Source organism: Autumnicola tepida, assembly GCF_031846485.1.
In the GTDB taxonomy this organism is placed as follows: Bacteria; Bacteroidota; Bacteroidia; order Flavobacteriales; family Flavobacteriaceae; genus Autumnicola; species Autumnicola tepida.
Map to the genome: position 1 here is coordinate 25,810 of NZ_JAVRHQ010000016.1, position 15,621 is coordinate 41,430.

At 41.1% G+C, this 15,621-nt stretch carries 8 protein-coding genes; 5 read left to right on the forward strand and 3 right to left on the reverse strand.

What is annotated here, in order from left to right; translation table 11 throughout:
- The first annotated feature begins 9 nt into the window (after positions 1-9).
- From RM553_RS12980 to RM553_RS12995, 4 genes are all read left to right on the forward strand, one after another.
- Positions 10-1,548, forward strand: coding sequence for a RagB/SusD family nutrient uptake outer membrane protein (locus RM553_RS12980; protein WP_311535368.1), 1,539 nt, complete (start codon positions 10-12; stop codon positions 1,546-1,548).
- 20 nt (positions 1,549-1,568) lie between these two features.
- On the forward strand, positions 1,569-2,648 hold the full coding sequence (locus RM553_RS12985) for an IPT/TIG domain-containing protein (protein ID WP_311535369.1): 1,080 nt from the start codon (positions 1,569-1,571) through the stop codon (positions 2,646-2,648).
- Positions 2,649-2,760: 112 nt separating this feature from the next.
- On the forward strand, positions 2,761-5,115 hold the full coding sequence (locus tag RM553_RS12990) for a fasciclin domain-containing protein (protein ID WP_311535370.1): 2,355 nt from the start codon (positions 2,761-2,763) through the stop codon (positions 5,113-5,115).
- Between the two features lie 97 nt (positions 5,116-5,212).
- Positions 5,213-6,421 carry a glycoside hydrolase family 27 protein gene (locus RM553_RS12995; RefSeq protein WP_311535371.1) on the forward strand — a complete coding sequence of 403 codons (1,209 nt, stop codon included), beginning with the start codon at positions 5,213-5,215 and terminating at the stop codon, positions 6,419-6,421.
- Between the two features lie 70 nt (positions 6,422-6,491).
- Here the strand turns inward: RM553_RS12995 and RM553_RS13000 are convergent, their stop codons facing one another.
- From RM553_RS13000 to RM553_RS13010, 3 genes are all read right to left on the reverse strand, one after another.
- Positions 6,492-7,853, reverse strand: a complete 1,362-nt coding sequence (locus RM553_RS13000) for an AGE family epimerase/isomerase (protein WP_311535372.1) — start codon at positions 7,851-7,853, stop codon at positions 6,492-6,494.
- Between the two features lie 89 nt (positions 7,854-7,942).
- On the reverse strand, positions 7,943-9,487 hold the full coding sequence (locus RM553_RS13005) for a RagB/SusD family nutrient uptake outer membrane protein (RefSeq protein WP_311535373.1): 1,545 nt from the start codon (positions 9,485-9,487) through the stop codon (positions 7,943-7,945).
- A gap of 12 nt (positions 9,488-9,499) precedes the next feature.
- Complete coding sequence (locus RM553_RS13010; RefSeq protein ID WP_311535374.1) at positions 9,500-12,637, reverse strand: SusC/RagA family TonB-linked outer membrane protein; 3,138 nt, start codon at positions 12,635-12,637, stop codon at positions 9,500-9,502.
- A gap of 489 nt (positions 12,638-13,126) precedes the next feature.
- On the opposite strand from RM553_RS13010, the gene RM553_RS13015 reads away from it, so the two are divergent.
- A complete protein-coding gene (locus RM553_RS13015; RefSeq protein WP_311535375.1) occupies positions 13,127-15,619 on the forward strand; it encodes a glycoside hydrolase family 9 protein in 2,493 nt (830 codons plus the stop codon).
- Positions 15,620-15,621: the final 2 nt, after the last annotated feature.

A 15,621-nucleotide genomic window follows, 5' to 3' on the forward strand; every position in this document is an offset into this window, starting at 1 on the left:
AAAAATATGATGAAGAATTATTTTAAATCTAAGATTTTAGTTGTGGTTGCGGCTGTATTTTGCTTCGCTTCTTGCAGTGAGGATTTTCTGGATAGACCGCCGGAAGATTCTTATAACGTGGATGAATTTTATTCTACTAATGCTGAAGTTGCTGCTGCTGCAAACCACCTTTATTCCCGGCCATGGTTTAACTTTGTGAGCAATGTATCCTGGGGAATTGGGGAACTTAGTTCCGGGAATGCCCGTACATGGGATGCCCGAAACTCAGAGTTTGGAACTTATGCCATTACCGGTGCCCATGGTACCCTTACTCAGGCATGGGAAAGTCTTTATGCTGTTATTGCCCAGGCAAACTCAGTAATAAATACCTTACCCGCAAATGTAAGTGGAGACGTATCTGAAGATGTTACCAATAACTCTGTTGCAGAAGCAAGAATGATCAGGGCTACTGCCTATTTCTATCTTGTACGTATTTTTGGGTCAGTTCCAATTATTGAAGATAACACCCAATATGTATTGGACCCACAGGTTCCACGTAACCGGGTAGAAGACATTTACCAGTTTATTAAAATGGATCTTGAGTTTGCTGTTGAAAATCTTTACGACAGGACTTCTAACCCAAATTATGAAGTAGGACGTGTTTCCAGCAACTCTGCTAAAGCTATGCTTGCAAAAGTGTATCTATACGAAGAAAACTGGGATATGGCTTATCAATTATCCAATGAAGTTATAAATTCTGGCGCCTTTAGCCTTATGGAAGATTATAATGATCTTTTCCTTCTTGAAAATGATAATAATGTAGAATCTGTATTTGCCTTGCAATGGACTGATTCTGGTACTTATTCTGAAGGAAATGCTCTTCAGTCTTTCTATGGATCTTCAGGAATTACTGGTTTCGCAGATGGATGGTCCGCATTAGGACCCTCAATAAGCCTGCAGGAAGCTTATGAAGAAGGAGACCGCCGGTACTATGCCACTATTATGGAACCAGGGGCATATTACCCAAACCTAAACGGTGGATATACTGTTCCGGAAAGTACTAACTTCCAGGGAACAGGAGTAGGAATTAGAAAATATGTAGTTGGTAATGTTGGTGGGGCTCAGCAGAGCTATCCAAATAACACCTACATCATGCGATATGCAGAAGTGCTTCTAATTAAAGCCGAAGCTGCCATTAAAGGTGGAGGCCCGGTTAACGAAGGGCTACAGGCTCTTAACATGGTTCGTGAAAGAGCAGAGTTGGATCCATTGAATTCTTATACTTTTGAGGATGTTTTCCATGAGAGAAGAATTGAATTAGCTCTGGAAGGAGAATTCTGGTACGACGTGGTAAGACAGGGACCTGACTTTGCTATAGATTTTCTTGCAGACCAGGAAAAAGGTACCTATGATGAAAGTGTTACTCCTGCCGTAGTGACTTCAGAAAAGTTTGCTCCTACTATGGATGACCTTTTATTTCCTTATCCTACAAACGAGATCCAGAACAACCCGGCGTTGTTGGATGAACCTGTTCCTTACGACTTTAATCAAAGCGAAAATCAGGAGTAATTAATTTAATAATCTGAATTATGAAAAATATATTTTTTAACAAAAAAGGATTTTACCCGCTCCTGTTACTTGCATTGGTTTTTTCAACAGTTTCCTGCGAAAGCGAGTTTGATGTAGACGAAATTGAAGGAGGAAATGAGCCACCTGTAATAGAAAGCGTTAGTGAAGTGGAAGAGGACACTCCTGTTACACAAGGGGTACTTGAAAACACCTATATTGTAAGAGGTCAAAACTTTGCTACACTTACAGCAATTTACATTAACGGAATGCAGGCAGGATTTAATCCCGCCCTTACTACAGATAACTTGACCTTTGTTACTATTCCGGAAGGAGCTCCTTATGTGGGCCAGGAAAACAAACTAAGACTGGTAAACCTTGCAGGGGAAACATCTTATGATTTCTCTCTCCTTACCATTGATGATTTCACAGAATCTACTACTGAAGATGGAATAAAAACTGTGACTCTTACAGGAGGGGATTTTACAGAAACATCTTCTGTAACGTTTGTATCAGGAACTGAAGAAGCAGGAAATCTTGTAGAAAGACCTGCTGAAATTCTATCAGTTTCAGAAACAGAAGTAACTGTTGCTGTACCAGACGGTGTAGAACAGGCTTATATTTATGTTGAGACTGCCAGAGGTGCTGTAGCACAATCTGATTCTTATGGGTTTAGTTATTCAATTTATATAGATTCTCTAAACGAAAACTGGACAATGAGCCAATGGGGAGGTACTTATGATCTTCAGGTTACAAATCCTGCTCTTGGACAATATTCCATTCAAAGCGTAAGAGAAGGTTGGTCTGGATTAACTTTTAACCCTACAACTCCAATTTCATTTACCGAGTACGATGCTATAACTGTTTCCATTTACGGAACCGGTGACCCGGGAGATATGGTAAATGTTGCATTAAATGATTTTGCCGCAACAGTAGGAGTTGAACTTGTACCAAACCAATGGACCAAGTATGTAATTCCATTATCAGATTTTTATCCAAATGGAGGAGCTCCTGGTACTATAACCAGGATAGACTTCCAGGAAGCATCAGGTACAGGAAAACCACAATATATCTTCTACGTGGATGACTTTGGATTCCTATAGTCAAAATGCGTAAGTAGAATTCAACTAAATGAATAAAGAAGGAACCAGGGAATCTGGAGTGTCAGGCAACAGATTCCCGGGAGCCTTTAAAATTCAAAAACAACATTAGAAAATGAAAATAATAAAACTACAATATCTATTATTGTTCGCAATAGTGGCGAGCCTTTACTCCTGCGACGATGATGATGAACTCTATCCGCAACTTGGAGAAGATCCCAGGAACCTGAGTGAAATCCTCTCAGAAACTCCGGACCTTTCTGTTTTATACCAGGCGCTTGTAGCGGCAGATCTTGATTCCACTTTAAGGGAGACCAGTACCTATACGGTTTTTGCTCCTACAAATGCAGCATTTGAAGGCGTAGATCTTTCTTCGCTTTCTGAAGAAGAACGGCAAAATGTATTACTTAATCATGTAATTAATACTACCACTGCCGATTTTGCCTCTACCCTCTCTACAGGTTATTTATCCACAATGGCCACCGGGCCAGAGGAAACCAACCTTAGCCTGTATGTTGATACCAGCAATGAGATTACTTTAAACCAGGAGGTTTCACTTGTTTCTAACTCGTCAGATGTAGGTTCTACTAACGGAGTGTTACATGTGGTTGATGGAATAATTATGCCTCCCGCTATTTTAGATCATGCTGAAGCAAATCCTCAGTTTTCTACTTTTACTGAAGCTGTAGAAATGGCTGGCCTTACCGATGCACTTTCTGTTATGGAAGTTACTGATACTGAAAATCCTAATTATCCTCTAACAGTATTTGCTCCTACAAATGCAGCATTCGAAAATTTAATGATGCAATTAAACGGAGCCTTTGGATGGTCCAGCCTTAGTGATATTCCTACAGATGTACTGGCGGATATTTTACAATACCACGTGATTGGAGGTGAAAATTTAGTTGCTGAAACCCTTGCCAATACAGAACAAACTCCAATGCTTGGAGAAACTTTTTCTATAGATGCAGATGGCGTAATTTCAGATGCAAGCTACTCCACTTCAAATGTAACAGTGGCCGATGTCCAGGGGACAAACGGAGTAATTCATGGTATAGATAAAGTGTTACTGCCAAATGATGTTTTCCAGAGCATCCTTGATGAAACTTTAAATCTTAAAGACAGGCTTCAGGACAGAGGCTATACTTCTTTTCTTGCAGCCGCAGATAAAGCTGGCCTAACAAGTTCTTTGGAGACAGAAGAGCTAAGCGTTTTTGTTCCAACTAATGAAGCTTTCAACACATTTTTCTCCACTATTGAGAACTTTGAAAGCCTGGACGATTTTGATACTGCGGAAGAAATCGAATTGCTAAAAAGTGTACTGGAGTATCATTTACATGCCGGTACAGTAATGAGCAGTGCGCTAACCGATGGTCCACTATCTACTGTTCAGGGAGACGAGGTAACTGTGGAAACCAGTGAAGGTAGGCTTGTACCTTCCTACGAATATGCTCCCAATGCGAATTTACAAACCACAAACATTGGTGCAATGAATGGAGTGATCCACCAGATTAGCAATGTTTTGGTTTCATCTGAAGATGCTTCTGCACTCGGCTATCCTGTACCAGCTACAGGCGCTCCTGAGTTTGCATTGCCTGTATATTACGATGCCGTGGAATCTGGCTTCCAGGATACCTGGGACGGATGGGGTGGCACGTACACCTATGATAATACCGAAAACGTATCTAACGGTAGCAACTCTATCAAACTAGAATACGAAGCAGGATCTTATGGTGCTATCCAGATTGGTGGCCCTAGCCCAACTCCAGATCTTTCTTCATACAGCACCTTCCATTTCTCTGCTTATGGCGCACCAGGCTCAGGTACAACAAATGTGTTGGTATCTTTGTGTGATTGTGATGCAGGAGTGGAAATTCAGGTAGAAGAAGGAGAATGGACTACTTACTCTATTCCAATAAGTAATTTTACTGATACCTCATTAGGTGCTATAAGGTTTAAAAACAATGACGAAGCGGCCAGCACCATTTATGTTGATGATATAGGATTCGACTTACAGGCTCCTGCCGCCCCAACTTTTGATTTACCTATTTATTATGACGAGGGTACAGAATCAGGATTTAACGACACCTGGGATGGCTGGGGAGGCACCTACACCTGGGCCAGTACAGAACAGGTTCAGGATGGTACCACAGCTGTGAAGCTGGAATATGATGCCGATTCTTATGGAGCCTTGCAAATAGGTGGTGCAGACCCTGTACCGGATCTTTCGGGATATTCTACCTTTAACTTCTCTGCTTACGGTGCACCCGGTTCCGGAACTAAAACCCTCCTTATATCCCTTTGTGGATGTGATGCAGGAGTAGAAGTTCAGGTAATGGAAGGAGAATGGACAGATTATAGCATTCCATTATACAGCTTTACTGATACTTCTTTAGGTGAAATAAGGATCAAAAATAATGTTAGCGATTCTTATACTATATATGTTGATAACATAGGTTTTAATCAGTAAAAAAGAGTTAGACTTAATGAAATATTCCCTGTAAATCCTGTTTTACAGGGAATATTTTTTATATGTAATGTGAAATCGATAATTAAAAAATAAACAAATGAAAATTAAGATCTCCCTCCTGCTCTGCCTGGCATTAAGCCTTACAGGTTTAGCACAAAAATTTGATAATCTGGCAGAAACTCCACCCATGGGCTGGAATTCCTGGAACAAGTTTGCCTGCAACATTAATGAGCAGGTAATAAGGGACGCCGCCGATGCCATGGTGGAAAGCGGGATGAAGGATGCCGGTTATGAATATATTGTAATTGACGACTGTTGGCACGGGCAGCGTGATGAAAATGGTTTTATTCATGAGGATAAGGAAAAATTCCCCTCCGGAATGAAAGCCCTGGTGGATTATGTCCATTCCAAAGGCCTGAAATTCGGGATATATTCCGATGCCGGAACCGAAACCTGTGGCGGGGAACCAGGCAGCCGTGGGCACGAATATCAGGATGCCATAACCTATGCCAAATGGGGTGTGGATTACCTCAAATATGACTGGTGCAACACCGGCACACAAAATGCTGAAGCTTCTTATACCACTATGAGAAATGCCCTTTATGAAGCCGGTCGTCCTGTCCTGTTCGCGATCTGTGAATGGGGAGATAACCAGCCATGGGAATGGGCGCAGGATATCGGCCACATGTGGAGGACCACAGGAGACATCTATCCCTGCTGGGATTGTGAAGAAGATCATGGAGACTGGTCTTCCTGGGGAGTTTTACGAATCCTGGATATGCAGGAGGGGCTTAGGAAGTATGCCGGGCCGGGACATTGGAATGACCCCGATATGATGGAAGTTGGCAACGGAATGTCCCAAAGTGAGGACCGTGCGCATTTCACCATGTGGAGCATGTTGGCAGCACCTCTTATTGCCGGTAATGATCTTAGCGATATGAGCGAAGAAACTATAGCCATACTTACAAATGAAAAGATGATTGCCATCAATCAGGATTCCTTAGGAGTACAGGCCTTTAAATACAATTCTGAAGACGGGCTGGAAACCTGGTTCAAACCCCTTTCCAATGGCGAATGGGCTGTGACTTTCCTCAACCGGGCTGATGAAGCAAGAGATGTGGAGTTCAACTGGAAAGAACATCAAATTGAAGACCCGGATTTTGACTATTCCGTCGATTTCAGCAATACCACTTTTGAAATGGAAAATGTATGGAAAGATCAAAAATTGCAAAATACCAATAGAACACTAAAAGCTAAAGTTCCGTCTCACGATGTGTTAACACTAAGGCTTTCTCCTAAAAAATAATTTCTTCCATTAAAAAAAACAGGGCTGAATTTTACAAAATTCAGCCCTGTTTTTTTTTTAAGCACCTGGCTCATTCAATAGCTTTCTGCAACAGCTCCAACTGATGCATACAGTTGGTAAGCGCCCTAAAGTTATGATAAGCTGCTTTCCAGATGTGTCCTTTGCTGTCATGCTCTGCAGTTGGGGTTTCATCTAGTCCCCACTCATACCAACCACCATATTTTGGGTCCATAATATAAGCTTCAGTATAATTCCAAAGCTCTTTAAAATGCCCGTAGTAGTCCATTTCATCTTCAGGAAAATAACGTGACATTAAAAGAAGACTGTTAAGACCTTCTGCCTGGGACCACCAGTTTTTATCGGCATTAACAATAGTAATTTCATCAGCATTGTTAAAATAATAACCTCCGTCATAAAAACCACCAACATTTTCATCCCACCCGGTTTTAAGGGCATGGTCCACCATCTTTTTTCCTTTAATAAGAGTAAGGCTGTCATTCTCAATTCCCAGCGCATGTGACGCTTCAAGCATAAGATAAGCGGTTTCCACATCATGGCCAAAAGAAACATGGTCCAGGTAATAATGTTCTTCAATTACTTCTTTTGATTCCTGCTGAAAACTAACCGGCGTCCAGTCCGCTTCAAAGAAAAGTCGCATATAACCTTTTTGTGAAGTAATAGTATCTCTTATAATAAACAATAATTCTTTAAGCCTTTCCGCTAAAAGTTCGTCAGGCCAAACCTCGTAAAGCGCGGTAAATGCCTCCAGGAGATGAATAGAACTGTTTTGATCTTTATACCCGATATCTGAAGTTGAAGAGGTGGCATTCGTACGCATTATTGGTGTCCCATCCAGTTCTAGGGTTTGAAAATAGCCACCATTTTCAGGATCATGGCTATGTTCTTCCAGCCAGTAAAAAGCCTTCTTAGCCAACTCCAGAGCTTCTTCGTTCCCGGAAGCACCGTAATAGCTGGCAAGTCCATAGATCGCGAACGAATTTCCATAAGCGGTTTTCTCCTGCCCTTGCTGAGGAATGGGTTCCCCCTCCTTGCTTACCAGCTGATGAAAACCGCCATTTTCAGCATCCCACATCACATCCCGTAAAAATTCGAAACCATGGGCGGCATACTCCAGGTATTTCTCCCCTTCTTCTTCAAAAAGTTCAGCAGCCACGGCATTTGTCCATACATGCCTTGCCTGGGTGACGACCATTTTATCATGCTTCTCCCCCAGGTTAAAATTGTAGGTGATATCACTATAATAACCACCATCTTCCTTGTCCAGGGCAAGAGGGTACCATTTATCCAGCAACTGTTCTTTCGCGGATGCCCTGAAGTCTTTAGCCAGAACTGCAAAATCCTGAGGACGTTTTTGCCCAGAACAAAGGAGACTGGTAAAAATTAAAAAAAAAGAAAAAGTTTTAACTTGCATAAAATGAATATTTTTAAGAATAAAGATTCTGACAACAAAAAACCCCGGCGAATAACGTTGCCGGAGTTTGAAAATAAGAACAAAGTCAACTAGTAACCAGGATTTTGTACTAAATTTGCATTAACATCAATTTGCTCCTGAGGGATTGGCATAAGGTCTTTTCCTTCGGGTATAGTAATATCAAAATGCTCCTGGATATATTCCCTTTGTTCTCCAGACCGCCTAAGCAACCACCACAAAGAAAATTCTCCAACTAACTCATGACGATATTCTTCGAGAATAGCATCCATTAAATTACCATCCGGTACTTGAGTGAGCCCGGCCCTGTTCCTTATCCTCATTAAATAGTCCATAGCTGTTCCATCATCTCCCACCTTGTGGTAAGCCTCAGCAAGGCTTAACAGAACTTGGCCATAGCGCAGGAAGATAAGGTTTTGTCCACCAAAAATATCCGGGCCTGACCATCCATCAACTATTGGATTTCTCCAAAGTTTTACGGCATAATAACCTTCCCTCCCAGGAAGCCCATCAATACCTTTCCAGGGGTTTTCTTCAGTACCAAGAGTGTTTATTCCTCCAAAATTTTCCTGCACAACAGGATAATCTTCAATATTGATTTCAGGATCCGGATGCACATCGCCAGGGCCTATAACTGTTGGCAACTTCCTTTCATCTCCTTCTTCAAAAGATTGATATAATTGTTCTGTGGGAACAGCATATCCCCCTCCATTCCCAATTTCATTAGGCATATTAAAAGATTGTATAAAAGTTACATTATCATCCCGGCCCCACCCAAGATCTCCAGCATCATCATACAGTTGTACTTCAAAAATAGATTCTGGCCCGTTCTGGTTATCGTTGGCGTGAATTCTTAAGAATTCTTCCTCAAGCACATAATGCCCTTCTAATTGAGTATATGCATCTATGGCATTCTGATATTCCCCAAGCCACATATACGCATTCCCCATGTAGGCATATGCGGCACCTTTGGTGATTCTTCCAATTTCGTCTCCAGGATAATCCCAGGGCAGATATTGCACAGCATATTGCATATCTTCAATTACCTGTCTAAAAACTTCTTCCTGGCTATTTCGGGGGGCTTGTGGGTTTTCTATTAATTCTGCAGGTTGTAACACAAGAGGTACACCCCCAAAATTAGAGGACATCATAGAATATAAAATACCACGTAAAGCCATGGATTCGGAAACAAGACGATGACCATAATCTGCCTCTATATTTCCCTGGTCTATCATATTATTTATGTTATAGATAGCATTATTAGCCCTTCCAATACCCATATAGTTTTGCGTCCACATCGCATTTAAAGGCTGAAAAGTTACCGGTACTTGAAAGGTTTGAAAAAATGCATCGGATCCAATATTCTTAAAATCCTGTGATAAAAAATTCGCCGGATAAAAAATAGCTTTTGTAAGATACTCAACTGGGCCACCATGAAACGTATCATAAATACTGGTTACTACTGCTGAAGCAGTTTCAGGATCGTTAAACACGATTTCATCGGTAAGGCCATCGTACCTCTCATCTACTAAATAATCGTCGGAACAACCGGCTACTCCATAAAGGAGCAGGAAGGCCGCCATAATTTTCTTTCCTTTTGATTTTATCTTGTTCATATCTAAAATGTTTTAAAATTGTAAATTAACTCCCAATGTAAAGGTTGGTGTTGTAGGATAAGCACCAAAGTCTATACCTCGTGACTGTACGCCACCAAGCCCGTCTATATCATTAGCTATACCTACTTCAGGATCCATACCACTATAGCTGGTAAGGGTAACAAGGTTTTGCCCGCTTATATATACCTTGGCATTTGTAAGACCCACAGGCTTTATGACATCTTGGGTAAAATTGTAAGCCAACTGAATATTCCTCAATCGTAAGAAAGATCCGTCTTCAACAAAATAATCGGACACGCGGTTGTTCTGATTGACATCTGCGATTACTGCCCGTGCATAAGTATTAGAAGGATTTTCAGGAGTCCACCTGTTGTTATAGTATTCTTCACTTACATTAGTATAAGCATTATTAAGGCCATAACCACCAGCAGTTTCAAGTTCTACTTTAACAAAATTAAGTATATCGTTACCATAGGTACCATAAAGCGCAATACCAAGCTCCCAGTTTTTATAAGTTCCGTTAAAATTTACACCTCCATAAAAGTCGGGAAAAGGGCTTCCTATTACTTCCCTATCTGCTGCTGTAATTTCGTTATCGCCATTTAAGTCCACAAACCTTCTATCTCCAGGTGCAATTGGCATAGTACCGGTAGATTCCTGGTAAGTACCATCTGGTGCCTGTTCATTTAGCGCATTTATTTCAGACTGCGTCTGGAATATTCCATTGGTTCTATAACCATAAAAAGTGCCTACGTTACCACCCACGTAAGAACGGGTAAAGCCTAACCAGCTATCTACAAAATTAGGCACAAAATTAGTGTCGAACGTAAGAAAATCCTGTGTATTGGTTAACTCGGTAATTTCATTATGGATGGTGGTAAAGTTAGCTGATAAATCCCACCGAAAATTGCCTTCATTGTTCCTGTAGCCCAGAAGTAATTCCAGACCACGGTTTACTACATTACCTGCATTAACTGCTCTTGAAGTAAACCCATTTTGCGAAGGGATAGTTTCCGGTATAAGAAAATCTTCAGCAGATTTACGAAAATAATCAGCAGTAAAATAAATGCTTTCATCAAACAACTCGATATCCAAACCAATGTTAGTTTGTACCTGGGATTCCCAGGTAAGTTCAGGATTTGCCAAAGTTTCTGGCGCCAAACCTGCCACGGGCTGACCACCAAACACATAGCCGGAATTGTTTGTGGAAGCACCGCTTGTATAGGTGGTTAAAAACTGGAACGGCTCTATACCCTGGCTATTACCGGTTTTACCCCAGCTTCCCCTGAGTTTTAGCAAATCGAATCCTGAATCTTCCATAAATGGTTCTTCGTCAATATTCCATCCGGCAGCTACAGATGGGAAAGTTCCGTAAAGATTATCTTCATTAAATTTATTACCTACACCATCCCTTCTAACTGTAGCAGTAAGATTGTAACGATCTTTAAAAGTATAATTTACTCTGGCAAACGTACTGGCAAAAGTTTCAGTTCCCCATGTACCGGATCTACCAGTAACCTCATCTGCAGCAGCAAGGTCTCTAAGGTCGTTACTTAAAAACCCTCTGGATTCTACATAAATATTTTTAAACTTGTTTTTTTGGGCAGAAGCTCCAAACAAAGCCTCAATCCGGTGGTCTCCAAAAGTTTTTTTATATTCCAATAAAACTTCAGCCAAATATTCATTAAAAGTGTTCTGATCTATAGAGTATGTGGCAGAAGGATTATTGTCTGAATTGGCACTACCCCTGTTGTAGCTGGGCAAGAAATTCCAACCCGCATAGTTTTGTGACTGGAAACCAAATTTACCGGTAGCTTTAAAGCCTTCAAGAAAATCGTATTCTAAGGCAAGATTCCCTAAAAGATTATTGGTACCATTATCTGTATCATTCTGTAGCGCACTTCCTAACACGTTGCTGGTGGTTCCCAACAAACCTGTATCTGTGAATGCGCCGTAATTACCATTGCCATCGTAGGGTAAGTTAGTGCCGGTCCTGTCGTCGAGGTAAGGTACATTTGTAAAAAGCTGCACCATTCCGTAATAACCTGGGGCAAGGTTCTGGTAAGTTTCAGAATATGCATATTTTACATCTGCCCTGGCAGAAAGATTTTCAAGAATATCAAAATCTGCATTAAGATTAATATTATACCTTTTATATGAAGAAGCTATCGCAATACCATCTTCATCAATCATCCCTACACTTAAAGAAGTTCGGGCCCTTTCACCACCACCACGAACACTAACAGTATGTCCTTGTCTAAAGCCGGTATCAAAAGCATAATCCTGCCAATTAATATCAGTTAAACTTTCAGGATTTCGCCATTCTTCCAACACCTGTTGATTTTGGCTTTCACCCAATTCCAATGCAAAATCAGACCACTGGTCTACATTAAGCATATCAATTTCGTCTGGTTCAGACTGTATCCCAACCCAAGAATCTATGGTGACAGTTACTTTATCCCGAACTCCTCTTTTAGTTTTAATAATAACTACCCCTGCATTGGCTCTTACACCATATATGGCCGCTGCCGAAGCATCTTTTAAAATAGATATACTTTCGATATCGTTAGGGTTAAGAAAAGAAATGTCCTGAGTCGGGAAACCATCAACCACATAAAGAGGTTCATTATTACCAAAAGAGCCTATACCCCTTATATTTACAGAAACCGATGAGCCTGGGCTGCCTGAATTTGAAGTAATTTGCACACCGGCAGTCTTACCCTGCAGCGCTTCGTTAACCGATGTTGCCGGAAACTTTTCTATCTCTTCACTCGACACAGTACCGATAGCTCCTGTTAAATCCCTACGTGTGGTACTACCGTAAGCTACCAGAACAACTTCATCTAGCCCGCTGGCAGAATTTTGCAATACAACATCTATAGTTTCTTTGCCCCCCACTTGCACCACCTGATCTTGCATCCCGATATAGCTAAAAACCAACCGGTTTTGAGGAGTAATGTTCTCTATGGTATAATACCCATCAAAATCGGTAATTACACCCTTTGAAGTTCCTTCAACAACAACATTGACACTGGGTAATGGAACCCCAGAAGTATCGGTAACAGTTCCAGAAACCGTTTTCGTTTGCGCAAAAGCAACATTTACTACAAGAAAAAACAGTAACCTTAAAACAATTTTTAGTTTATTCATATTCATTATTTAAAATTACATGATTCAAATTTTTTTATACAAGGTGTCTTAGAAGCAAAAAACATGGTGGTTAGACCGCTAAAATTTTTAGCTTTTATAGTAGTAATCTATAACAAGTTAATTTCATGGAGATAATTTTACGCCCCTTGATATGGAAAAAAATATACTTAAGGAATAATATTTATTACTTAACCGAATATATAACAGCCCTGCTTCTAAGGTTGCAAATTAAAATATACTGCTAAGCTGTTTTTAATATTATTTTATCAATTCCTAATAATATTATATCCACCATACATAATTCCCAAAAAAAAACAGATCTAAATTTATAAATCAATAAATAACCACCTCCTTCCAAAAAACAAGATCTCTTTCAAATAAAGAATCCAATTTATGAACTATTGAAAAAATCATATCCGTAAATGATAAAAAAGTATTAATTATAACTTCAATCATTCCCCTAGTTTTATTCATTAAATTTTTCTTGAAATGAAGATACTGTTTCGTACTTTACTATTGCTTTGCACAGCAAATATTTATGCTCAGCAAACTACCGATTCCTCAGAAGTTTTTACCATTAATAACCAGGAATACCTGGAAAGAAGAGGAGCAAATGTAATGTTGGCACACGATTTTTATCCCGAAAGCCACCAGGGCGGAGTTGGGATTATCCAGAATGGTTTACGTGTGGCGACTAATGGCGACCTAAGGCTGGAACCTACGCCGGGTCAATGGCAGCCGGTTCCCAAAGTCGGGGAAAGAATGGTAAATCGTGAAGAGAATACCATCAGCGTTAGGATGAGCTATCCAGATCCTTCCAAAGACCGTACAGGTTTTAATCCAATTGTTTATCCCGATCTGGATTTTTCGTACACCTTAAAAGTAAAGCCGGAAGGGAAATCTTTCCGGATTATAGTAGACCTGGATGAGCCTTTGCCCGAAGAATGGGTTGGCAAAGTAGGAATGAATATGGAATTGTTCCCGGGTATTCTCTTCGGAAAATCTTATTACATGGACGAGGATTTTGGCATCTTTAACCGGCAGGCCAACGGCCCCGGGTTTTATGATGAAGATGGCGAATTTCAGCTGAAACCGATGGCTACGGGTAAGGAACTGGTGGTTGTACCTGAAGATCCAAAACAAACCTTAAGCATTAAAAATGTTGGTGATAATGAGCTTAAATTAATAGATGGCCGTGCCCGCCACAGTAATGGCTGGTTTGTGGTGCGGTCTCTCGTACCTGCCGGGGCAACTAAAGGCGCTATAGAATGGCTGGTTACGCCAAATGTGGTAGAAAATTTCACTTACGATCCTGTGGTCCAGGTTTCTCAGGTGGGGTATCACCCGGAACAGGAAAAGATCGCGGTTATTGAAACCGATAAAAACGATAATAAATTACAGGAAGCGAAATTATTAAAAGTGAAGCCGGAAGGTGGCTTTTCCGAAGTAATATCAGAAAAACCACAGCAATGGGGGGATTTTCTCCGCTACCGCTACTACCAATTAGATTTTTCCGTAGTAAAAGACCCGGGAATGTACGTGGTGAAATATGGCGATTATACCACAGAACCTTTTCAGATTAATAAAGATGTTTTTAAAAGGGATGTATGGCAACCTACGCTGGAATATTTTCTTCCCGTACAAATGTGCCACATGCGCGTGAATGACCGCTATAAGGTATGGCATGGCCTGTGCCATATGGACGATGCACGCATGGCTCCTATAGATAGCAACCACTTTGACGGATACCTGCAGGGGACCAAAACCCTTACTAAATATGAACCGGGAGAGCATGTACCCGGGATCAATATTGGGGGCTGGCATGATGCCGGGGATTATGACCTTAGGGTAGAATCCCAGGCTTCAACCATTCAGGGACTGGCGCATGTTTATGAAATCTTCAGGGTAGATTATGACAATACCAGCATAGACGAGGATACTCGGGTTGTGGAAATTATGAGGCCAGATGGCAAACCCGATGTACTTCAGCAGATAGAGCATGGAACTTTATCTATCGTGGGAGGATATGAGTCTATGGACAGGTTTTACCGCGGAATTATTGTTCCCACTAAAAGACAGTATGTGCTGCTGGGTGATCCCGTAAACCATAGCGACAACGAAATTTTTTCAAATAAGCCGCAGGATGAAACTATCCCTGTAGGGCTTGAAGGCGCTCCAGATGATCGATGGGTTTTTACTGAAGTTAATCCTGGCCGGGAATTAAATACCGCGGCAGCCCTTGCTGCTGTTGCCCGTGTTCTTAAAGATTATAATCCAGAACTGGCAGATAAAAGTTTAAACATTGCTGAAGAAATATGGAGTACTACCCAACCAGAGAACCAGCTCCAGAAGGTGATGCTCGCAGTAGAATTGCTGCGCACCACAAAAGAGCAAAAGTATGCCGATTTCCTGACTGCTAATACCGCCCTTATCTCCAAAAATATTGATCGTACCGGATGGGTGGTTGGCCCTGCCATGCCGCTTATTAGCAACCAGAAATTTAAAAATGAAGTGCGCACCGCGGTAAAAGGATATTTCAGGACGGTAGAGAAACAAGGAGAAAAGACTCCTTATGGAATGCCCTATGAACCTAATATCTGGGGTGCCGGCTGGGGCATCCAGGATTTTGGTGTGAAACAATATTATTTGCATACCAGCTTTCCGGAAATCTTTCCGAAGAAATATATGTTAAATGCTATGAATTTTGTACTTGGGGTACATCCCGGGGTAAATACTTCTTCCTTTGCCTCTGGTGTTGGTTCGCGTTCCCTTACCCAGGCATACGGCATGAACCGCGGGGAATTTTATTTTATTCCCGGCGGGATAGGTTCCGGTACGGCATTAATACGCCCTGATTTTCCCGAACTCCTGGAATGGCCGTTTTTATGGCAACAAACCGAATATGTTTTAGGTGGAGGAACTACAGATTACCTGTTCCTTATCCTTGCAGCTGATGAGCTTCTAAATAAAACAACAAATTAATT